Origin of the sequence: Mitsuaria chitosanitabida ATCC BAA-476 = NBRC 102408 (genome assembly GCF_001598255.1) — a bacterium.
GTDB lineage: Bacteria > Pseudomonadota > Gammaproteobacteria > Burkholderiales > Burkholderiaceae_C > Roseateles > Roseateles chitosanitabidus.
The window spans coordinates 139,559-160,702 of record NZ_BCYP01000027.1 but is presented as its reverse complement, the minus strand read 5'-3'; the positions used below and the strand labels follow the sequence as shown (position 1 = coordinate 160,702).

Genomic DNA, 21,144 nt, shown 5'->3' with positions numbered 1-21,144 from the left:
CGGCTCCGATCAGGCGTGCGCCGGCGACTTCGCCGTCGACGAGGAGGAGTTGCTCTTCTGGGCCTGCTCGATCATCGCGATGAACTCGCCCTTGAAGTGCTTGAGCATCGCGCGCACCGGCATCGCCGCGGCGTCGCCCAGGGCGCAGATGGTGCGGCCCTGGATGTTGTCGGCCACGGAGTTGAGCAGGTCGATGTCCTCGACGCGGCCCTTGCCGTGGGCGATGCGCTCGATCACACGGTGCATCCAGCCCGTGCCTTCGCGGCAGGGCGTGCACTGGCCGCAGGACTCGTGCGCGTAGAAATAGGACAGGCGCAGCAGGCTCGTGACCATGCAGCGCGTCTCGTCCATCACGATGACGGCGCCCGAGCCCAGCATGGAGCCGGCCTTGGCGATGGAGTCATAGTCCATCGTGCACTGCATCATGACGTCGGCCGGCAGCACTGGCGCCGACGAGCCGCCGGGGATGACGGCCTTGAGCTTGCGGCCGCCGCGCACGCCGCCGGCGAGCTCGAGCAGCTTCTCGAACGAGGTGCCCAGCGGGATCTCGTAGTTGCCCGGACGCTCGACGTCGCCGGAGATCGAGAAGATCTTGGTGCCGCCGTTGTTGGGCTTGCCGACCTCGAGATAGGCCTGGCCGCCGTTGCGGATGATCCAGGGCACCGCCGCGAAGGTCTCGGTGTTGTTGATGGTCGTGGGCTTGCCGTACAGGCCGAACGAGGCCGGGAACGGGGGCTTGAAGCGGGGCTGGCCCTTCTTGCCTTCCAGCGATTCCAGCAGCGCGGTTTCCTCGCCGCAGATGTAGGCGCCGAAGCCATGGTGGCCATGCAGCTGGAAGCTGAAGTTGCTGCCCAGGATGTTGTCACCCAGCAGGCCGGCCGCGCGGGCCTCTTCCAGGGCCGCCTCGAAGCGCTCGTAGACCTCGAAGATCTCGCCGTGGATGTAGTTGTAGCCGACCTTGATGCCCATGGCATACGCCGCGATCGCCATCCCTTCGATGACGATGTGCGGGTTGTACATGAGGATGTCGCGGTCCTTGCAGGTGCCCGGCTCGCCCTCGTCGCTGTTGCAGACAAGGTACTTCGCGCCCGGGAACTGGCGCGGCATGAAGCTCCACTTCAGTCCGGTCGGGAAGCCGGCGCCGCCGCGGCCGCGCAGGCCCGAGGCCTTCACCTCGGCGATGACCTGGTCCGAGGTCATGCCCTGACCCTCGCCCTGGGCGAGGATCTTGCGCAGCGCCTGGTAGCCGCCGCGCGCTTCATAGTCCTTCAGCGACCAGTTCTTGCCATCGAGGCCCGCGTAGATCTGCGGGGTGATGTTGCGGTCGTGGAAGCAGGTCTCGACGCCGGTCGCCTGCCACTTGGAGAGATCGATGTGCTGCATCGTCGCGTTCCCTCAGTTCTTGTTGGCGGCATGGTGGGCGCGCAGGGCCTCCACCAGCTCGTCCAGACGCTCGGCGCTCATGAAGCTCAGCATCTGGCGATCGTTGACCAGCATCACCGGCGAGTCGGCGCAGGCGCCCAGGCACTCGCTCTGCTGCACGGTGAAGAGACCGTCGCTCGTCGTGCCACCGGCCTCGACGCCCAGCTTCGTGCACAGGTGGTCCAGCGCCTTCTGGCCGTCCCGCAGCTGGCAAGGGAGGTTGGTGCAGACGTTCAGCTTGAACACGCCCAGCTTGCGCTGGTTGTACATGTTGTAGAAGGTCGTGACCTCGTAGACGGCGATCGCCGGCATGCCCAGGTAGTCCGCGATCGCGTCCTCGGCCTCGCGGGACACGAAGCCCTGCTCCTGCTGGACGATCGACAGACAGGCCATCACGGCCGATTGCGCCTGCTCCGCCGGGTACTTGGCGACCTCGCGGGCGAAGCGGGCCGCGGTGGCCTCGCTCAAGACAAATTCAGTGCTGCTCATCGCTTCACCACTCAACGGTCAATCTCACCGAACACGATGTCCATCGTGCCGATCACGGCCACGGCGTCGGCGATCATGTGACCGCGCGCCATCTCGTCCAGCGCCGCCAGGTGCGAATAGCCCGGGGCGCGGATCTTCAGCCGGTACGGCTTGTTGGCGCCGTCGCTGATCATGTAGATGCCGAACTCGCCCTTCGGGTGCTCGACCGACGCGTAGGCCTCGCCCTCGGGGACGCGGAAGCCTTCGGTGAACAGCTTGAAGTGGTGGATCAGCTCTTCCATGCTGGTCTTCATCGCCACGCGGCTGGGAGGGGCCACCTTGTGGTTGTCGGTGATGACCGGACCCGGATTGGCCTTGAGCCACTTCACGCACTGCTCGACGATGCGGCAGGACTGGCGCATCTCTTCGACGCGCACGACGTAGCGGTCATACGTATCGCCGTTGGTGCCGACCGGGATGTCGAAGTCCATGCGGCCGTACACGTCGTAGGGCTGGGTCTTGCGGGTGTCCCAGGCGATGCCCGAGCCGCGCAGCATCGGGCCGGTCAGACCCAGGTTCAGCGCGCGCTCCGGCGTCACGACGCCGATGCCCACGGTGCGCTGCTTCCAGATGCGGTTGTCGGTCAGCAGCGTCTCGTAGTCGTCGACGTTGGCCGGGAAGCGCTTGCAGAAGTCCTCGATGAAATCGAGCAGCGAGCCCTGACGGTTCTCGTTGAGCTTGTCGATCGCCTTCTGGTTCTTGATCTTGCTGACCTTGTACTGCGGCATCGTGTCCGGCAGGTCGCGATAGACGCCGCCCGGACGGAAGTAGGCCGCATGCATGCGCGCGCCCGAGACCGCCTCGTACATGTCGAAGATGTCCTCACGCTCGCGGAAGCAGTAGATGAGGATGTTCATCGCGCCGCAGTCGATGCCGTGCGCGCCCAGCCAGAGCAGGTGGTTCAGGATGCGGGTCAGCTCGCCGAACATCACGCGGATGTACTGCGCGCGCTCGGGGACCTCGATGCCCAGCATCTTCTCGATGGCCAGGCAGTACGCGTGCTCGTTAGACATCATCGACACGTAGTCGAGGCGGTCCATGTACGGGAGCGACTGGATGAAGGTCTTGGTCTCGGCGAGCTTCTCGGTCGCGCGGTGCAGCAGGCCGATGTGCGGGTCGGCGCGCTGGATGACTTCGCCGTCCAGCTCGAGCACCAGGCGCAGCACGCCGTGGGCGGCCGGATGCTGCGGGCCGAAGTTCAGGGTGTAGTTCTTGATTTCGGCCATGGTTTACAGCCCGCCGTAGTTGTCTTCGCGGATGACGCGCGGGGTGATCTCGCGCGGCTCGATGGTCACCGGCTGGTAGATGACGCGCTTCTGCTCGGGGTCGTAGCGCATCTCGACATGGCCCGACACCGGGAAGTCCTTGCGCATCGGATGGCCGATGAAGCCGTAATCGGTCAGGATGCGACGCAGGTCCTCGTGACCTTCGAAGATGATCCCGTACATGTCGAACGCTTCGCGCTCGAACCAGTTGGCGGCGTTCCAGATCGGCGTCACCGCGGCCACGGCCGGGAAGTCGTCATCCGGCGCGAACACCTTCAGGCGCAGACGCCAGTTCTTGTTGATCGACAGCAGGTGCGACACCACGCAGAATCGCGCGCCTTCGTAGGCACCGTCCTTGTAGGCCGAGTAGTCCACGCCGCACAGGTCGATCAGCTGCTCGAAGCGCAGCTCCGAATGGTCGCGCAGCAGCTTGGCGACGCTCAGGTAGTCCTTGGCCGCGACGGTGATGGTGATTTCGCCCAGCTCGCGCTTGAGCGCGACGATCTGGCCGCCCAGGACGGATTCCAGCGCCGCCTGCAGGGTGTCGAGTTTGATGGTCATGAGCTTCCTGCCTGACTCGGCTTAGCGCGCGATGGTGTTTTCGCGGCGGATCTTGGCCTGCAGCTGCAGGATGCCGTAGAGCAGCGCCTCGGCGGTCGGCGGACAGCCCGGGACATAGACGTCGACCGGGACGATGCGGTCACAGCCGCGCACGACCGAATAGCTGTAGTGGTAGTAGCCGCCGCCGTTGGCGCAGCTGCCCATCGAGAGCACCCAGCGCGGCTCGGCCATCTGGTCGTAGACCTTGCGCAGGGCCGGCGCCATCTTGTTGCACAGCGTGCCGGCCACGATCATGAGGTCGGACTGGCGCGGGCTGGGACGGAACAGCATGCCGAAGCGGTCGATGTCGTAGCGGGCGGCGCCCGCGTGCATCATCTCGACCGCGCAGCAGGCGAGACCGAAGGTCATCGGCCACAACGAACCGGTCTTGGACCAGTTCACCAGCTTGTCCAGCTGGGTGGTCATGAAGCCTTCCTTCAAAACGCCTTCGTTACCCATATCGATTCCAATCTTTCGAGATCCGGGGGTCAGGTCTTCACGCGGTGTTGACGCGAGCGCCCTTCCCTAACGGACACGCGCCCGAAACGGGCGCCGTGTCCTGAAGCATTCACAGGCCGCCGGGCCTGTCATTCCCAGTCCAGCGCGCCCTTCTTCCACTCGTAGGCGAAGCCCACGACGAGGATGCCCAGGAAGATCATCATCGCCCAGAAGCCCGCCGGACCGATCTCGCGCAGCGAGACAGCCCAGGGGAACAGGAAGGCGATTTCCAGGTCGAAGAGGATGAAGAGGATGGCGACGAGGTAGTACCGCACGTCGAATTTCATGCGGGCGTCCTCGAAGGCCTCGAAGCCGCACTCGTAGGGGCTGTTCTTCGCCGCGTCAGGGCGACGCGGGCCGGCCAGGAAGCCCAGCACTTGCGGGGCGATACCCACTCCGCAACCGACAAGGATGAAAAGGATGACGGGCAGGTATTGTTCCAGGCTCACGACTTGCTTTCGTTGGATGCCAGGAATCCGAGTTTGCCGCTTTCGAGTGACAAATTCGATTCCCAGTGTGTCGCCGAACTTTGGCCGAGCCGACCAACGATTCGGCAAAAGCAACGGGCGCGCCGCCAGCGATTATCAAACCGCTCACGGACCGCGCCCGCCTAGTTCTCCGGAAGATCGCACACGTGTTGCGCATGCGGTTTCCAGAGCACTTCGTCCTGCTTGATCTCGATCGATCCGGCTTTCCGGCTAGATCGCGAAGACCATGGCAGGCCGATTTATTCTGGTGCCGACGGCGAGACTCGAACTCGCACAGCTTTCGCCACTACCCCCTCAAGATAGCGTGTCTACCAATTTCACCACGTCGGCTTGTCGCCACCTTTCAGTGACCTTGTCTTGACGGCTCGCGTTTCAGACAGCCTCGAATTCTATACTGGTTTTTTTGACTCAATAGAGATCCGAGACGATTTTGTCGAGGAGCTTACGCCAGCCGCCCACACCTGTCAGTTCGAAGCAGCGGATGCGGGAGCAGCCGGAGCAATCGAGGCACCCGGCAGCGCGGCCGCGGAGGCCGGCGCCGAGGCGGCTTCGGCCGCGCGCTGCAGCAACTGCTCGCCGGCGGACGCGCCACCACCGATGCCGCCATCACGATGGCTGCCCATGTAGGCCAGCGCCAGCGTGGCGACGAAGAAGATCGTCGCCGCGACCGCGGTCGAGCGCGACAGGAAGTTGGCGCTGCCGGTGGCACCGAACAGCGAGCCCGAGGCGCCGCTGCCGAAGGACGCGCCCATGTCGGCGCCCTTGCCGTGCTGCACCAGCACCAGGCCGATCATCGCCAGCGCCGCCACCAGTTGCAGCACCAGCACCAGATTCATCATCACTTGCATTGCTTGTTTCTCCAGGAACCCCAAACGCCGGCGATCAGCCGGCGGCGCGGCAGATCGCCGCGAAATCTGCCGCCTTCAGCGCGGCGCCTCCGATGAGGCCGCCATCGATGTCAGGCTGCGTGAACAGTTGCGTGGCGTTGTCGGGCTTGACGCTGCCGCCATAGAGGATCTGCATCTGATCCGCCTTCTGCGTGGCCGCGCGCAGTTGCTGGCGCAGCAGCGCGTGCACATGCTGCGCCTGCTCTGGCGTGGCAGTCAGGCCGGTGCCGATCGCCCACACCGGCTCGTAGGCCACCACGATCTCGCCGATGCAATGCGTCAGCGTGTGGATGACCGCGGCCAGCTGACGCTTGACCACCTCTTCCGTGCGACCCGCCTCGCGCTCCACCAGCGTCTCGCCGACGCAGACGATGGGCGTGACGCCATGGGCCAGCGCGGCCTTGGCCTTGTCGGCGACCAGTTGGTCGCTTTCGGCGTGGTAGGCGCGGCGCTCCGAGTGACCCACGATCACAAAGCGGCAGCCGAGATCGGCCAGCATCGCCGACGAGACCTCGCCGGTGAAGGCGCCCTGCTCATGCGCCGAGCAATCCTGCGCGCCGTACGCGACCTGCATGCCGGTGAGCGCGAGCGCCGTCTCGGTGATGTAGGGGAACGGCACGCAGACCGCCACCTGGGCATTCCACGGTCCGGCTTCCTTCAGGCCCGCCAGCAGCACGGCATTGGCCGCACGGCTGCCGTGCATCTTCCAGTTGCCGACCACCAGTTTCTTGCGCATCAGATCAACTCCCTTGAATCCGAATATTCCGAGCTCCGACGACCCCGAAGGATCACCAGCTCAGCACGATCTTGCCGACGTGCTCGCCCGATTCCATCAGCGCATGCGCCGCGGCGGCTTCCGACGCGGGCAGCTGCTTGTAGACCACCGGCACGATCGCGCGCGAGGCCAGCAGCGGCCACACACGCTCACGCAGCGCGCGGGCAATGCCCGCCTTGAACTCGATCGGCCGAGGACGCAGCGTGGATCCCGTGATCGTCAGCCGGCGGCGCAAGACCTGACCCGCGTCGAACTCGGCCTTCACACCGCCCTGCACCGCGATGATCACGGCGCGACCGTCATCGGCCAGACACTGCACGTTGCGCGCGACGTAACTGCCGGCGACCATGTCCAGGATCACGTCGACGCCGCGGCCATCCGTCGCGGCCTTCGCCTCCTCGACGAAGTCCTGTTCGCGATAGTTGATCGCGACATCGGCGCCGAGCGCCAGACAGGCCTTGGCCTTGTCGGCGTTGCCGACGGTCACCAGCACCTTCGAGCCCAGCGCCTTGGCGATCTGGATCGCCGTGACGCCGATGCCGCTGCTCCCGCCGTGCACCAGCAGCGTCTCGCCCGGTTGCAGGCGAGCGCGCTCGAACACATTGCTCCAGACGGTGAAGAAGGTCTCGGGCAGGCTCGCCGCCTCGACCATGCTCCAGCCGTCCGGCACCGGCAGGCACTGGGCCACCGGCGCGACACAGCGCTCCGCATAACCGCCACCAGCCACCAGCGCGCACACCGCGTCGCCGACCTTCAGGCCGACGGCCGCGAGCGCCTGGGCGTCACCCGCCTCGACGATGCCGGCGACTTCCAGACCCGGAAGATCGCTGGCACCCGCCGGGGCCGGATAGGCGCCCTTGCGCTGCAGCACGTCCGGCCGGTTGATGCCGTAGGCCTGCACGCGGATCAGACATTCCCCGACCCCGGCGACGGGATCGGGACGCTCGATCAGCTGCAGGACCTCCGGTCCGCCGGGCTGGGTGATGGCGATCGCCTTCATGACGCGCTCGGTGACCTGGGGCCGATTACTCGGCCGAGCCTTCGTCGTGGCGAGGCGCTTGAGCCGGGGCCGCGTCGCGGTCCAGCAGCGCCTTCATCGACAGCTTGATGCGGCCCTTCTCGTCGGTCTCGAGCACCTTGACCTTGACGATCTGACCTTCGCTCAGGAAGTCGGTGACCTTCTCCACGCGCTGGTGGGCGATCTGGCTGATGTGCAGCAGACCGTCCTTGCCCGGCAGGATGTTGATCAGCGCGCCGAAGTCCAGGATCTTGGTGACCGGGCCCTCGTAGACCTTGCCGATCTCGGCCTCGGCCGTGATCTGCTCGATGCGCTTCTTGGCCAGCTCGGCCTTGTCGCCGTCGGTCGACGCGATGGTGATCGTGCCGTCCTCGGCGATGTCGATCTGCGTGCCGGTCTCTTCGGTCAGCGCGCGGATGGTGGCGCCGCCCTTGCCGATCACGTCACGGATCTTCTCCGGATTGATCTTCATCGTGTACAGGCGCGGCGCGAACTGCGAGATCTCTGCATTGGCCGAACCCATCGCCTCGACCATCTTCTCCAGGATGTGCAGACGCGCTTCCTTGGCCTGGGCCAGCGCGACCTGCATGATTTCCTTGGTGATGCCCTGGATCTTGATGTCCATCTGCAGGGCGGTGATGCCAGCGGTCGTGCCGGCCACCTTGAAGTCCATGTCACCCAGGTGATCTTCATCGCCCAGGATGTCGGTCAGCACGGCGAAGCGGTTGGCGTCCTTGATCAGACCCATGGCGATGCCGGCGACGTGCGCCTTCAGGGGCACGCCAGCGTCCAGCAGCGACAGGCAGCCACCGCAGACCGACGCCATCGACGAGGAGCCGTTGGACTCGGTGATCTCCGAGACCACGCGGATCGAGTACGGGAAGTCTTCCTTGGTCGGCAGCACGGCGACCAGCGCGCGCTTGGCCAGGCGACCGTGGCCGATTTCGCGGCGCTTGGGGCTGCCCACGCGACCGGTTTCGCCGGTGGCGAACGGGGGCATGTTGTAGTGCAGCATGAAGCGCTCGGAGTACTCGCCGGCCAGCGCGTCGATGACTTGCGCGTCGCGGTCGGTACCCAGGGTCGCGGCGACCAGGGCCTGCGTCTCACCACGGGTGAACAGGGCCGAGCCGTGAGCGCGCGGCAGCACGCTGTTGCGGATCTCGATGGCGCGCACGGTGCGCGTGTCGCGGCCGTCGATGCGGGGCTCGCCGGCCAGGATCTGGCCGCGCACGATGCGGGCTTCGATCTCGAACAGCAGACCGTCGACTTCCACGCCGTCGAACGCGACGCCTTCGGCGGTCAGGGCTTCCTTGACCTTCGAGTAGGCGGTGCGGCAGGCCTCGGTACGGGCTTGCTTCGAACGGATCTGGTAAGCGGCGCGCAGGCTCTCTTCAGCCAGGGCGGTGACCTTGGCGATGAAGGCCTCGTCCTTGGCGGGGGCGGTCCAGTTCCAGGACGGCTTGCCGGCTTCGCGGACCAGGTCGTTGATCGCGGCGATCGCGATCTTGCCCTGGTCGTGACCGTAGGTCACGGCGCCCAGCATGATGTCTTCGCTCAGCTGATCGGCTTCCGACTCGACCATCAGCACGGCGGCTTCGGTGCCGGCGACGACCAGGTCCAGCTTGGAGTCCAGCAGCGCGGTCTTGCCCGGGTTCAGCACGTACTCGCCGTTGACGTAGCCCACGCGGGCGGCGCCGATCGGGCCGTTGAACGGGATGCCGGAGATGGCCAGCGCGGCGCTGGTGGCGATCAGGGCGGCGATGTCGGCCTGGACTTCAGGATTCAGCGACACCGTGTGCACCACGACCTGGACTTCGTTGAAGAAGCCTTCGGGGAACAGCGGGCGGATCGGGCGGTCGATCAGGCGCGAGGTCAGGGTCTCGAGTTCGCTCGGACGGCCTTCACGCTTGAAGAAGCTGCCGGGGATCTTGCCGGCGGCGTAGGTCTTCTCGATGTAGTCGACGGTCAGGGGGAAGAAGTCCTGGCCGGCCTTGGGGGCGGACTTGGCGACGACGGTGGCCAGCACCACGGTGTCCTCGATGTTCACCAGCACGGCGCCGGACGATTGACGGGCGATCTCGCCGGTCTCCATCACGACCTGATGCTCGCCCCATTGGAACGTCTTGACGACCTTGTTGAACATGCTCATTCGTGTTCTCCACAGTTGAACGGCCGCTTGCGGCGCGGCTCGGGACCGGGAGTGAAGCTGGGTTTGGCGGGATGCCATTCCAGAGCGCCTGCCCTGCCGGGACACCCGGCAAGCGCGTTGGAATGACACAGCAGCGCCACGTCAGCCCGACTCCGTTTGTTTTGAGAACCGGCGAGTCGACCGGTTCAAGCCTGTTTCCTGGCCGCCCCGCTCAGCAAAAAGCGGGGCCGCGCAGAAACGACAAAGAGCCTGTTGGAATCAGACCAATCAGGCTCTTTGCATTCATGCGCCGATTACTTGCGCAGACCCAGCTTCTGGATCAGGGCGGTGTAGCGGTCAGCGTCCTTGTTCTTCAGGTAGGCCAGCAGGCTCTTGCGCTGGTTGACCATCTTCAGCAGACCGCGACGGCCGTGGTGGTCCTTGGCGTGCAGCTTGAAGTGGGGGGTCAGCTCGTTGATGCGGGCGGTCAGCAGGGCGACCTGGACTTCCGGAGAGCCGGTGTCGTTGGCGCTGCGGGCGTTGGCCTTGACGATCTCTGCCTTGGCTTGGTCGAAATTGGTGGACATGTGCGTTCCTTGTTCCGGAATGATTCGGAAGGTCCGCCGGCATGGCCCAAGGGGCGTCAAGTGCGCAGACGGTTTCCGAGGTTGGACTTGCGGTCACAGGTGAAACCGACCCGTGCCGTGCTCGTTGTTCCTTGCCTGCCCCGGGGAGGTGCGGGCGAAAAACTCTCGGAGTATATCCGATGGGAACAGGTCGACCAAATGAACCACCCTCGGGAGATCCATGCGAGCAAGCGCCCGCCCGCCCCACCTCACTGGGGACGGACCATGCGGCATGTCGACGGCAGCTCCGCCTGCGACGGCTCCAGGTAGCGCAGCGTGCGGAAGCCGTAACCGGAGCCCTCGTTGTCGTGCGGCGTCCCGGCATCGCCCGCGCGGCGCATGACGCTGACGTACAGCGGCTGCTGGACCTGATGGTCCGACGGGCGCATCCAACCCTGATGGGCGATGCCCAGCGCTCGACCGTCGAGCCTGAGCCCCTCCAGCGCCTTGGCCACCGCCGCCGGATCGTCGCCACCGGCCTTCTCCATCGCGGCGACCAGCATCTCGACCATCAGCTGCATGCGCGCATGCAGGTAGTCATCCTGCGGCCGCGGGAAGCGCTGGCGGAAGGCGGCATAGAAGCGCTCCGAGTCGGCCGTGCCGACATTCGGATGCCATTCCGCGACGGCGAGCACCCGATCGACGCCCGCCTCGCCCAGCACCCCAGGCACGCCCAGGGCATTGCCATAGAAGGTGTAGAAGCGCGTCGGCAGGCCCAGGTCCTTCGCCGCCTTGATCAGCAGCGTCAGGTCATTGCCCCAGTTGCCCGTGAGCACCGCCTGCGCCCCGCTGGCGCGGATCTTGGTGGCGTAGGGCATGAAGTCCTTCACCCGCCCCAGCGGGTGCAGCTCGTCGCCGACGATCTCCAGGTCCGGTCGCCGCTTGGCGAGCATCGCCCTCGCCTGCTCGCGCAGATGCTGGCCGAAGCTGTAATCCTGGCCGATCAGATAGAGCCGCTTGAGCTCGCGGTCCTGCGCGATCACCTCCACGAGGGCGGCCAGCCGCATGTCGGTGTTGGCGTCGAAGCGGAAATGCCAGTAGCTGCACTGCGCGCCGGTCAACACGGGATCGACAGCCGCGTAGTTCAGGAAGATCGCGCGGCGCGAGGGCTCGCGCGCATTGTGCTTGTCGAGCGCCGACACCAGCGCGCCCGCCACCGCCGAGCTGTTGCCCTGCAGGACGACATGGATGCCTTGATCCGTCGCGGCGCGCAGCAGGGACAGCGACTCCTCGACGGAGCCCTTGCTGTCGAAGCGGACCAGCTCCAGGCGGCGCGCGCCGCCTGGCAGCTTCACGCCACCGCGCGCATTGACGCGCTCGGTCGCCCAGACGAGGTTGCGGAACACCGCCTCACCGCCATTGCCAAGCGGGCCGGAGAGCCCCTCGATCAGCGCGAGCCGGATCGGCGCCTTCGCGCCGGTGGCGCCGACGGCAACGGAGGTCATCCGGGCGCCCGTCGCCGCCGCGGCGGGATCGACCGCAGCAGCAGCAGCAGCAGCAGAGGCGGCGGTCGATGCGATCGCACCCGATGGCGTCACGACGGACAGGGCAGCCAAGGCCATGGCCATCGCGGCGGCCCGCATCGCCGCCCTCCTCGCCTCGCGCATCACAGCTGAGACGGGCCGGCGATCTGCGACAGATCCCATCGCGGCTTCACCTCGAAGCCGCCGCCACGGGTGAGGTTCGCCATGTCGCGCTGCAGGCGCAACGCGGCCGCGAGCGCGATCATCGCGCCGTTGTCGGTGCACAGATGCAGCTCGGGATAGTGCACGCGCACACGGCGCTTCTCGCAGGCCGCGTTGAGCTGCTCGCGCAGATGCCTGTTGGCGCCGACGCCCCCGGCCACGACCAGGCGCTTGAGACCGGTCTCCTTGAGCGCCAGCAGCGCCTTCTTGACCAGCACCTCGACGATCGCCGCCTGCGTCGACGCGGCCAGGTCGGCGCGCTGCGGCTCGGTGATCCCGCCGGGCTGCGCCTCCAGCTTGCGAACCTGCGTCAGCACGGCCGTCTTCAGACCGGCGAAGCTGAAATCCGGCTTGCCACTGTGCAACAGCGGGCGCGGCAGCGCGAACGCCTCGGCACTGCCCTGCTCCGCGAGCTTCGACAGATGCGGCCCGCCGGGATACGGCAATCCCAGCAGCTTGGCCGACTTGTCGAAGGCCTCGCCGGCGGCGTCGTCGATGGTCTCGCCGAGCAGCTCGTAGCTGCCGACGTCATCGACCCGCATCAGTTGCGTATGACCGCCCGAGACCAGCAGCGCGACGAAAGGAAACTCCGGCGGATCCGCCGAGAGGAAGGGCGAGAGCAGATGGCCCTCGAGGTGATGGACACCCATCACCGGCCGATCCAGCGCCGCGCCCAGCGAGGCCGCGACGCCCGCGCCGACCAGCAGCGCGCCCGCCAGGCCCGGCCCCTGCGTGTAGGCGACGACGTCGACGTCGGCCAGCGAAAGGCCGGCGCTGTCGAGCACCTCGCGCGTCAGCGGCAGCACGCGGCGGATGTGGTCGCGCGAGGCCAGTTCGGGCACCACGCCGCCATAGGCCTGGTGCATCGAGATCTGGCTGTGCAGCGCATGCGCGAGCAGCGCCGGCACGCCGTCGCCGGAGGCGTCGACCAGCGCCACGCCGGTTTCGTCGCAGGAGGATTCGATGCCGAGAACGCGCATGGGGGATCAGTGATTCCGCTTCTTCGGGTCCGCCGGCTCACGCGCCGGAGACGCCACCGCGACCACCCGCCGGAGGACCGGCGAGCAGGCCGTCCAGTTCAATGATTCTCCTTGGCGTGATTGATCGAGTACTTCGGGATCTCGACGGTCACGTCCTTGTTGGAGAGGATGGCCTGGCAGGACAGGCGCGAGTTGGGCTCCAGACCCCAGGCACGGTCCAGCATGTCTTCCTCGTTCTCCTCCATCTCGGACAAGGACGCGAAGCCCTCGCGCACGATCACATGGCAGGTCGTGCAGGCGCAGACCTGGTCGCAGGCGTGCTCGATGTCCACGTGGTTGTCGAGCAGCGCCTCGCAGATCGTCGTGCCGGACGGGGCTTCGATGGTCTTGCCTTCGGGGGCGTATTCGGGATGGGGAAGGATCTTGATGACGGGCATGGGATGTCCTTGATGCTGGCGGCGAGGCGTGCGCGTCGGCTGGCGCTCAGACCTGATCGATGCTGCGGCCGGTCAGGGCCTGCTGGATGCCGCGGTTCATGCGCGCGGCGGCGAATGCCTCGGTGCCCTTGGCCAGAGCCTCCACGGCGGCGTCGATGGCGTCGGCGTTCGCGACCGCATCCTCGGCTTGCGCCTTGGCCAGCAGGTCCGACTGCAACGCGGCGATCTCGGCACGCTCGGCGTCGCTGAGCAGGTCGCCGTCGGCGCGCAGCGCGGACTGCGTCGCCAGGATCATGCGCTCGGCCTCGACGCGGGCTTCGCGCAGCTTGCGCGCGGCCATGTCGGATTCAGCGCTGGCGAAGCCCTCGCGCAGCATCGTGGCGATCTGCTCGTCGGCCAGGCCGTAGCTCGGCTTGACCTGCACCGAGGCCTCGACGCCCGAGCCCAGCTCGCGCGCGGACACGCTGAGCAGGCCGTCGGCGTCCACCTGGAAGCTCACACGGATGCGCGCGGCGCCCGCGGCCATCGGCGGAATGCCGCGCAGCTCGAAGCGCGCCAGCGAGCGGCATTCGCTCACCAGCTCGCGCTCGCCCTGCAGCACGTGGACCGCCAGCGCGGTCTGGCCGTCCTTGAAGGTGGTGAAGTCCTGGGCCTTCGCGACGGGGATGGTGGCGTTGCGCTCGATGATGCGCTCGACCAGGCCACCCATGGTCTCCAGACCGAGGGACAGCGGAATCACGTCCAGCAGCAGGATCTCGCCGTCGGCGCTGTTGCCGGCGAGCTGATTGGCCTGCACGGCGGCGCCCAGCGCCACGACCTCGTCGGGATTCAGATTGGTCAGCACCTCGCGGCCGAAGAGCTCGCCGACGACGCGGCGCACGATGGGCATGCGGGTGGAGCCGCCGACCATCACCGTGCCCTGCACCTCGTCCGCGGCGACCTTGGCGTCGCGCAGCACGCGGCGCACCGCCGTCAGCGTCTTGTTGACCAGCGGCAGCGCCAGCTCGTCGAACTGCGTGCGCGAGACCTCGACGCTCAGCGCGCCGGCATCGAGCGCGGCGCCCAGCGTCACTCGCTCGTGGTCGGTCAGACCTTCCTTGGCCTGGCGGGCGGCTACCAGCACGCGACGCTTGTCCGCGGCGGTCGTGATGCTCAGCCCCGCTTGCGCGAGCGCCCAGTCGGCCAGCAGGCGATCGAAGTCGTCGCCGCCCAGCTGCGCATCGCCGCCAGTCGCCACGACCTCGAACACCCCCCGGGTCAGGCGCAGCAGCGAGATGTCGAAGGTGCCACCACCCAGGTCGTAGACGGCGTAGAGGCCTTCGCTGCCGTTGTCCAGCCCGTAGGCGATCGCGGCGGCGGTCGGCTCGTTGATCAGGCGCAGCACGTTCAGGCCCGCGAGCTGCGCGGCGTCCTTCGTGGCCTGCCGCTGCGCGTCGTCGAAGTAGGCGGGCACCGTGATGACGGCACCGAACAGGTCGTCGTTGAAGGTGTCCTCGGCGCGCTGGCGCAGCGTCGCCAGGATCTCGGCGGAGATCTCCACGGGCGACTTCAGACCCTCGCGCGTGGCCAGGCTCAGCATGCCCGGCGTGTCCTCGAAGCGGTACGGCAGCTTCTCGCGGTTGGCGATGTCCTCGACGCGGCGGCCCATGAAGCGCTTGACCGAGACGATGGTGTTCTCGGGGTCCTCGGCCTGCGCGGCCAGCGCGTCGAAGCCGAACTGACGGCGCCCCTCGGGCATCACGCGCACGGCCGACGGCAGGACCACGCGCCCCTGATCGTCGGGCAGGCACTCGGAGACGCCATGTCGCATCGCGGCGACCAGCGAATGGGTCGTGCCCAGGTCGATGCCCACGGCGATGCGACGCTGATGCGGATCGGGCGACGCGCCGGGCTCGGAGATTTGCAGCAGGGCCATGGTGTCTTGTCTTGTTCTTCGAATGTCGGGATCAGGAGATCGGGAGCTCGAGGGATCAGGTCATGCGAGGGCCGGGCAGGACCCCGATCAGGAGGTCTCGGCCGCCTCCAGGCGTCGATCGATGTCGGCACGGAATCGGGTCAGGAACATCAGCGCGCGCACGGATTCCGCAGCGCCGGGCGCGTTGTTCTCGTCGTCGAGCTGACGTCCCGCCTTCGCGAGCAAGGCGCGCTCTCGGTCGGCGACCTGCTGGTCGATGGCCAGGATGGCCTCAGGCGTCTTCGCCTCGTCGAGCGATTCGCGCCATTCCATCTGCTCCATCAGGAACGCCGCCGGCATGCGGGTGTTCTCGTTGGCCTGGATGGGCGCTCCGCGCAGTTCGCAGAGATACGAGGCGCGCTTGAGCGGGTCGCGCAGGCGCTGATGCGCCTCGTTGACACGCAGCGCCCATTGCATGGCCAGGCGCTGCGAGGCCGCCCCCTCCGCGGCGAAACGGTCCGGATGCACCTTGGCCGCCAGCGCCTTCCAGCGCTGCGCGATCTCGGCGCCGTCCTGCGCGAAGCGCTGCGGCAAGCCGAACAAACTGAAATCGTCGTCGTCGAGTTTCATGAACCCAGTCGCTCCAACGGCGTCAGACGGCGCCCCTCGAAAAAGGCGCGATCCCAGCGCGCCAATGAAAAGGCGCGGCACCCGGCCGCGCCCTCGTTCGCCGCCGACCTCAGATGCGGAACGATTCGCCGCAGCCGCAGCGGTCCTTCTCGCGAGGATTACGGAACTTGAAGCCCTCGTTCAGGCCCTCGCGGACGAAGTCCAGCTCGGTGCCGTCCAGGTACGGGAGGCTCTTGGGGTCGATCAGCACCTTCACGCCATGCCCCTCGAAGATCACGTCCTCGGGCGCCACTTCATCGGCGTACTCCAGCTTGTAGGCCAGGCCCGAGCAGCCGGTGGTCTTCACGCCCAGGCGCACGCCGACACCCCGGCCACGCTTGGCGATGTATCGCGTGACGTGACGGGCGGCGGCTTCGGTCAGGGTGACGGACATCGGGCGGACCTCAGGCGGTGGCGACGTCGGCGGTCTGACCGTGCTTGGCGCGGTAGTCGTCGACGGCGGCCTTGATGGCGTCCTCGGCCAGGATCGAGCAGTGGATCTTCACCGGCGGCAGGGCCAGCTCTTCCGCGATCTGGTTGTTCTTGATCGACAGCGCCTGGTCCAGGGTCTTGCCCTTGACCCACTCGGTGACCAGCGAGCTCGACGCGATCGCCGAGCCGCAGCCGTAGGTCTTGAACTTGGCGTCCTCGATCAGACCCGTGGCCGGGTTGACCTTGATCTGCAGCTTCATCACGTCGCCGCAGGCCGGGGCGCCGACCATGCCGGTGCCGACCGACTCGTCGCCCTTGTCGAAGCCGCCCACGTTGCGGGGGTTCTCGTAATGGTCGATGACCTTGTCGCTGTATGCCATGTCAGTTCTCCAACGTCTCTTGTTCGGGGGGCAGCGGGCGCGTCAGTGCGCGGCCCACTGGATGGTGCTGATGTCCACGCCGTCCTTGTACATGTCCCACAGCGGGGACAGTTCGCGCAGCTTGGCCACGCGGTCCTTCAGCAGGGAGACGGCGTAATCGATCTCTTCCTCGGTCGTGAAACGGCCGATCGTCATGCGCAGGGACGAATGCGCCAGCTCGTCGCTGCGACCCAGGGCGCGCAGCACGTAGCTGGGCTCCAGGCTGGCGGACGTGCAGGCCGAGCCCGAGGACACGGCGATGCCCTTGATGCCCATGATCAGCGACTCGCCCTCGACGTAGTTGAACGAGGCGTTGACGTTGTGGGGCACGCGGCGCCCAAGGTCGCCGTTGATGAAGACCTGCTCGATGTCCTTCAGGCCGTCCAACAGACGCTGCTGCAGCGCCTTGATGCGGGGCAGCTCGGTGGCCATCTCCTCGCGGGCGATGCGGAAGGCCTCGCCCATGCCGACGATCTGGTGCGTGGGCAGCGTGCCCGAGCGCAGACCGCGCTCATGGCCGCCACCGTGCATCTGGGCTTCCAGGCGCACGCGCGGCTTGCGGCGCACGTACAGCGCGCCGATGCCCTTGGGGCCGTAGCTCTTGTGCGAGGCCAGGCTCATCAGGTCGACGGGCAGCGTGTTCAGGTCGATCTCGACCTTGCCCGTGGCCTGCGCGGCGTCGACGTGGAAGATGATGCCCTTCTCGCGGCACAGCGCGCCGATGGCCGGGATGTCCTGGATCACGCCGATCTCGTTGTTCACGAACATGACCGAGATCAGGATGGTGTCCGGGCGGATCGCCGCCTTGAGCACGTCCAGGTCGAGCAGACCATCTTCCTTGACGTCGAGGTAGGTCACCTCGAAGCCCTGGCGCTCCAGCTCGCGGGTCGTGTCCAGCACGGCCTTGTGCTCGGTCTTGACGGTGATCAGGTGCTTGCCGCGGGACTGGTAGAAGTTGGCCGCGCCCTTGATGGCCAGGTTGTTGGACTCGGTCGCGCCGGAGGTCCAGACGATCTCGCGCGGATCGGCGTTGATCAGCTTGGCGACCTCGCCCCGGGCCTTCTCCACGGCCTCTTCCGCCTCCCAGCCCCAGGCATGGCTGCGCGAGGCCGGGTTGCCGAAGTGCTCGCGCAACCACGGGATCATCGCGTCGACGACGCGCGGATCCACCGGCGTCGTCGCGCCGTAGTCCATGTAGATGGGGAAGTGCGGGGTCATGTCCATGGGAACGTTCTTCTTGTCGACTACTGATTCAATCGGGATGCCGGGCGGGGTTCGGGACCAGGGCCGGCTTACTTGCTCATCGCATTGCCGAGCGCGAACACGGAGTTCGGCGCGGTGATGCGGATGGGCTTGACGACCGGGGCGCTGGAGATGGCGCGCTTGACGGGCGCCTCCTCGACGGTCACGCCCTTGGCGAGCTGGTCGTCGACCAGCTTGCGCAGCGTCACCGAGTCCAGGAACTCGATCATCTTGTTGTTCAGGGCGGTCCACAGGTCGTGCGTGATGCAGCGGCCGTTGTCGTCGCCCATGCAGTTTTCCTTGCCGCCGCAGCCGGTGGCGTCGATGGGCTCGTCGACGGCGACGATGATGTCGGCGACGGTGATCTCATCGGAGCGACGGCCCAGCGAATAGCCGCCGCCAGGGCCGCGGGTGCTCTCGACCAGCTGATGCCGGCGCAGCTTGCCGAACAGCTGTTCCAGATAGGACAGCGATATCTGCTGGCGTTGGCTGATCGCCGCCAGCGCGACGGGGCCGCTGTTTTCGCGCAGGGCCAGATCAATCATCGCGGTGACGGCAAAACGACCTTTGGTGGTGAGACGCATCGAACTTCTCCTTGGTGCCCAATGGGCTTCAGGACATGGAGGCGGCGGCTCGGCGGGTGCCGGGTCGACTCACGGAGCAGGGTTTCCCCCTGCAATGTCCGAGCATTTTACTCAATTAAGACAGAGCCTGCTCGGGTTACCCCCGACCGGGTCGCGGAGGTCGGCTCAACACAGGCGCGCGGCGACGATTTGCGCTAGGCCCCGGCAGCCCTGCTCGATCAGATCGAGCACCCGCTCGAAGCCTTCCGGTCCCCCGTAATAGGGATCCGGGATCTCCACCTCCCCCGGGAGGAGCGAGATCTTGTGCTGCAGCGCAGCAGGACAGCGGCGGCGCAGCTCCCGCAGGTGACCGGCGTCCATCGCGACGAGCAGATCGAAGCGCTCGACATCGTCGGGGCGCAGGGCGCGCGCCCGTTGATCGCAGAGCTCATAACCCCTGCGCCGGGCGTGGTCTTGGGAGCGCTCGTCGGGCGCCTCGCCCGCATGCCAGCCCTGGATGCCCGCCGAATCGATCCGCACCCGGTCACTCAGGCCCATGGCCTCCAGCTGATGCCGCAATACACCCTCGGCGGTGGGAGAGCGGCAAATATTCCCTGAACAGATGAAGAGGATCGAGAGATCGGACATGGGCCAGGATTGTCGCTGTCCGAGGAAACACCCACCCGGCGCGCGGGCGATGCCAGAAGCGGCGCGCTCACGGGCACGAGGCGATGCGCCACTTCTAAGGATCCTCGCTTTGCTTCGTTTCGACTGGGGGCGCGGAGCCCTAGCCTGAGGCCCTCCCCCCAATCCCGCTCGCGCCCGAGACCGAAGCCATGTCCGTCCTGAACACCGACTCCCCGACCACGACGCCGGAGCTCGCGCGCCCGACCGCGCCGAGCCACCCCGCGCCGCTACCCACCCGCACCGTCGCCGATGTCCGCGCCGCGCTGCTCGCCCGGGTGGAGATCGCCTTGCTGGACGTCCGCGGCGAAGCGGCCTACGCCACTGGCCATCCCCTCTGGGCGGCGAACCTCGCCGCCTCCCGGCTGGAACTCGACGCCTGGGGCCGCCTGCCGCGCCGCGACGTACCCATCGTGGTCTACGACGACGGCGAGGGCGTGGCGGCACCTTCCGCGCGCAAGCTGCAAGCGCTGGGCTACACCGACGTGGCGCTGCTCGCCGGCGGCCTGGATGCCTGGCGCGAAGCGGGGCTGGAGCTGTTCCGCGACGTCAACGTGCCGAGCAAGGCCTTCGGCGAGCTGGTCGAGGCGCGCCGGCACACGCCCGCCCTGTCCGCGGACGAGGTCCGCGCGCTGGTCGTGAAGCGCGCCGACGTCGTCCTCCTCGACGCCCGCCGCTTCGACGAGTACCGGACCATGAGCCTGCCCGGCTCGATCAGCGTGCCCGGTGGCGAGCTGGTGCGCCGCGCGCGCGACCTCGCGCCGGATCCCCGGACGACCATCGTCGTCCACTGCGCTGGCCGCACGCGCAGCCTGATCGGCGCCCAGTCGCTGATCGACGCGGGCCTGCCGAATCCCGTCTACGCGCTGCGCAACGGCACGATCGGCTGGACCTTGGCGGGGCTCGCGTTGGCGCATGGCCAGGGCCGCTCGCACGAGGACACGCCCGTCGGCGATCTGGGAGCGGCACGCGAAGGCGCGACCGCCCTCGCCCGCCGCGCCCGGGTGCGCCGGATCGACGACGCGACGCTGGCCGAATGGCTCGCCGACAGCCGCCGCACGACCTATCGCTTCGACGTCCGCGGCGCCACCGAGTACGCCCGCGGGCACCGTCCGGGCTTCCGCCACGCACCGGGCGGCCAGCTCGTCCAGGAGACCGACCTCCACGCGCCGGTGCGCGGCGCTCGCCTGGTGCTGAGCGACGACGACGGCATCCGCGCGCCGCTGGCGGCCGCCTGGCTGGCGCAAATGGGGTGGGAGGTGGCGATCCTGCCTCCCGATGCCGCGACGCACACGGCGACCGGCCCCGACCTGCCGCCGCAGCCCGAATCGCCTCCCGTCGCCACCGTCACCCCCGCGCGACTTGCCGAATGGCGCGCCGCCGATGCGGATCGGGAGCGCCCGGAGACCGTCGTCATCGACGTCGCGCCGAGCATCACTTACCTGGTGCGCCACATTCCCGGCGCCTGGTGGAGCCCGCGGGCCCGCCTCGCCGAGGCGCTGCGGACCGTGATCCCGCCCTCGCGGCGCGTGGTGCTGACAGGCAACCTCGGCGTGCTGCCGCGCTTCGTGGCCGCCGACCTCGCCGCGGAGCTGGCCGCCGAGGGGCGGGAGCTGCTGGTCCTCGAAGGCGGCACGACGGCCTGGTTCGACGCCGGCCACCCGATCGAGTCCGCCAACCCGCGCCTCGCCTTCCCGCGCGACGATCGCTATCGCCGCCCCTACGAGGGCACCGACCACCCGCATGCCGCGATGCAGGCCTACATCGATTGGGAGTTCGGCCTGCTCGCCCAACTGGACCGCGACGGCACCCACTTCTTCCGGGTCATCGAGGAAGACTGACGGGCGCCGAGGCCTCCCGGCACAGGGAAACATCGCATGGCGATCCGCGGCGAATCCAAGCAC

At 67.6% G+C, this 21,144-nt stretch carries 22 protein-coding genes and 1 tRNA gene; 1 reads left to right on the top strand and 22 read right to left on the bottom strand.

Translation table 11 applies throughout. The features are described from left to right. Positions 1-9: 9 nt before the first annotated feature. From nuoF to MCHT01_RS18155, 22 genes are all read right to left on the bottom strand, one after another. The gene (nuoF, locus tag MCHT01_RS18260; protein WP_067067108.1) at positions 10-1,383 is read right to left on the bottom strand and encodes an NADH-quinone oxidoreductase subunit NuoF; all 1,374 of its coding nucleotides are present in this window, start codon (positions 1,381-1,383) and stop codon (positions 10-12) included. 12 nt (positions 1,384-1,395) lie between these two features. Next, positions 1,396-1,911 (bottom strand): NADH-quinone oxidoreductase subunit NuoE family protein, encoded by a 516-nt coding sequence (locus MCHT01_RS18255; RefSeq protein ID WP_067067106.1) that lies wholly within the window; start codon positions 1,909-1,911, stop codon positions 1,396-1,398. 11 nt (positions 1,912-1,922) lie between these two features. Beyond that, positions 1,923-3,176 carry an NADH-quinone oxidoreductase subunit D gene (locus MCHT01_RS18250; RefSeq protein WP_067067105.1) on the bottom strand — a complete coding sequence of 418 codons (1,254 nt, stop codon included), beginning with the start codon at positions 3,174-3,176 and terminating at the stop codon, positions 1,923-1,925. Between the two features lie 3 nt (positions 3,177-3,179). After that, positions 3,180-3,776: an NADH-quinone oxidoreductase subunit C gene (locus tag MCHT01_RS18245; RefSeq protein WP_067067103.1), complete on the bottom strand. Its 597-nt coding sequence runs from the start codon at positions 3,774-3,776 to the stop codon at positions 3,180-3,182. A gap of 21 nt (positions 3,777-3,797) precedes the next feature. Beyond that, positions 3,798-4,274: a NuoB/complex I 20 kDa subunit family protein gene (locus MCHT01_RS18240; protein WP_067067101.1), complete on the bottom strand. Its 477-nt coding sequence runs from the start codon at positions 4,272-4,274 to the stop codon at positions 3,798-3,800. Positions 4,275-4,402: 128 nt separating this feature from the next. After that, on the bottom strand, positions 4,403-4,762 hold the full coding sequence (locus MCHT01_RS18235) for an NADH-quinone oxidoreductase subunit A (RefSeq protein WP_067067100.1): 360 nt from the start codon (positions 4,760-4,762) through the stop codon (positions 4,403-4,405). Positions 4,763-5,046: 284 nt separating this feature from the next. Continuing rightward, positions 5,047-5,131: transfer RNA gene (locus MCHT01_RS18230), tRNA-Leu, on the bottom strand. A gap of 134 nt (positions 5,132-5,265) precedes the next feature. Beyond that, positions 5,266-5,649, bottom strand: a complete 384-nt coding sequence (gene secG / locus MCHT01_RS18225) for a preprotein translocase subunit SecG (RefSeq protein ID WP_067067098.1) — start codon at positions 5,647-5,649, stop codon at positions 5,266-5,268. Between the two features lie 34 nt (positions 5,650-5,683). Continuing rightward, on the bottom strand, positions 5,684-6,424 hold the full coding sequence (gene tpiA, locus MCHT01_RS18220) for a triose-phosphate isomerase (protein WP_067067097.1): 741 nt from the start codon (positions 6,422-6,424) through the stop codon (positions 5,684-5,686). A 52-nt stretch (positions 6,425-6,476) separates the two neighbouring features. Continuing rightward, positions 6,477-7,463 (bottom strand): NAD(P)H-quinone oxidoreductase, encoded by a 987-nt coding sequence (locus MCHT01_RS18215; RefSeq protein ID WP_067067095.1) that lies wholly within the window; start codon positions 7,461-7,463, stop codon positions 6,477-6,479. Between the two features lie 25 nt (positions 7,464-7,488). Further along, positions 7,489-9,630 (bottom strand): polyribonucleotide nucleotidyltransferase, encoded by a 2,142-nt coding sequence (gene pnp / locus MCHT01_RS18210; RefSeq protein ID WP_067067093.1) that lies wholly within the window; start codon positions 9,628-9,630, stop codon positions 7,489-7,491. Positions 9,631-9,923: 293 nt separating this feature from the next. Next, positions 9,924-10,196, bottom strand: a complete 273-nt coding sequence (rpsO, locus tag MCHT01_RS18205; protein WP_067067092.1) for a 30S ribosomal protein S15 — start codon at positions 10,194-10,196, stop codon at positions 9,924-9,926. 248 nt (positions 10,197-10,444) lie between these two features. Further along, positions 10,445-11,818: a branched-chain amino acid ABC transporter substrate-binding protein gene (locus MCHT01_RS18200; protein ID WP_148661595.1), complete on the bottom strand. Its 1,374-nt coding sequence runs from the start codon at positions 11,816-11,818 to the stop codon at positions 10,445-10,447. Positions 11,819-11,841: 23 nt separating this feature from the next. Then, positions 11,842-12,900 (bottom strand): tRNA (adenosine(37)-N6)-threonylcarbamoyltransferase complex transferase subunit TsaD, encoded by a 1,059-nt coding sequence (tsaD, locus tag MCHT01_RS18195; RefSeq protein WP_067067090.1) that lies wholly within the window; start codon positions 12,898-12,900, stop codon positions 11,842-11,844. Positions 12,901-12,998: 98 nt separating this feature from the next. After that, positions 12,999-13,337, bottom strand: coding sequence for an ISC system 2Fe-2S type ferredoxin (fdx, locus tag MCHT01_RS18190; RefSeq protein WP_067067089.1), 339 nt, complete (start codon positions 13,335-13,337; stop codon positions 12,999-13,001). Positions 13,338-13,383: 46 nt separating this feature from the next. Then, positions 13,384-15,252, bottom strand: a complete 1,869-nt coding sequence (gene hscA, locus MCHT01_RS18185) for a Fe-S protein assembly chaperone HscA (RefSeq protein ID WP_067067087.1) — start codon at positions 15,250-15,252, stop codon at positions 13,384-13,386. A gap of 87 nt (positions 15,253-15,339) precedes the next feature. Continuing rightward, positions 15,340-15,861, bottom strand: coding sequence for a Fe-S protein assembly co-chaperone HscB (hscB, locus tag MCHT01_RS18180; protein WP_067067085.1), 522 nt, complete (start codon positions 15,859-15,861; stop codon positions 15,340-15,342). A 109-nt stretch (positions 15,862-15,970) separates the two neighbouring features. Beyond that, positions 15,971-16,294, bottom strand: coding sequence for an iron-sulfur cluster assembly protein IscA (gene iscA, locus MCHT01_RS18175; RefSeq protein ID WP_067067084.1), 324 nt, complete (start codon positions 16,292-16,294; stop codon positions 15,971-15,973). A gap of 10 nt (positions 16,295-16,304) precedes the next feature. Beyond that, positions 16,305-16,712, bottom strand: coding sequence for a Fe-S cluster assembly scaffold IscU (iscU, locus tag MCHT01_RS18170; protein WP_067067082.1), 408 nt, complete (start codon positions 16,710-16,712; stop codon positions 16,305-16,307). 42 nt (positions 16,713-16,754) lie between these two features. Continuing rightward, complete coding sequence (locus MCHT01_RS18165) at positions 16,755-17,975, bottom strand: IscS subfamily cysteine desulfurase (RefSeq protein ID WP_067067080.1); 1,221 nt, start codon at positions 17,973-17,975, stop codon at positions 16,755-16,757. A gap of 68 nt (positions 17,976-18,043) precedes the next feature. After that, the gene (locus MCHT01_RS18160; protein WP_067067078.1) at positions 18,044-18,577 is read right to left on the bottom strand and encodes a Fe-S cluster assembly transcription factor; all 534 of its coding nucleotides are present in this window, start codon (positions 18,575-18,577) and stop codon (positions 18,044-18,046) included. A gap of 165 nt (positions 18,578-18,742) precedes the next feature. Beyond that, positions 18,743-19,204 (bottom strand): low molecular weight protein-tyrosine-phosphatase, encoded by a 462-nt coding sequence (locus MCHT01_RS18155; RefSeq protein ID WP_067067076.1) that lies wholly within the window; start codon positions 19,202-19,204, stop codon positions 18,743-18,745. A gap of 188 nt (positions 19,205-19,392) precedes the next feature. Between MCHT01_RS18155 and MCHT01_RS18150 the strand changes: the two genes are divergently transcribed. Then, complete coding sequence (locus MCHT01_RS18150; RefSeq protein ID WP_084452912.1) at positions 19,393-21,081, top strand: rhodanese-like domain-containing protein; 1,689 nt, start codon at positions 19,393-19,395, stop codon at positions 21,079-21,081. The last annotated feature ends 63 nt before the right edge of the window (positions 21,082-21,144 follow it).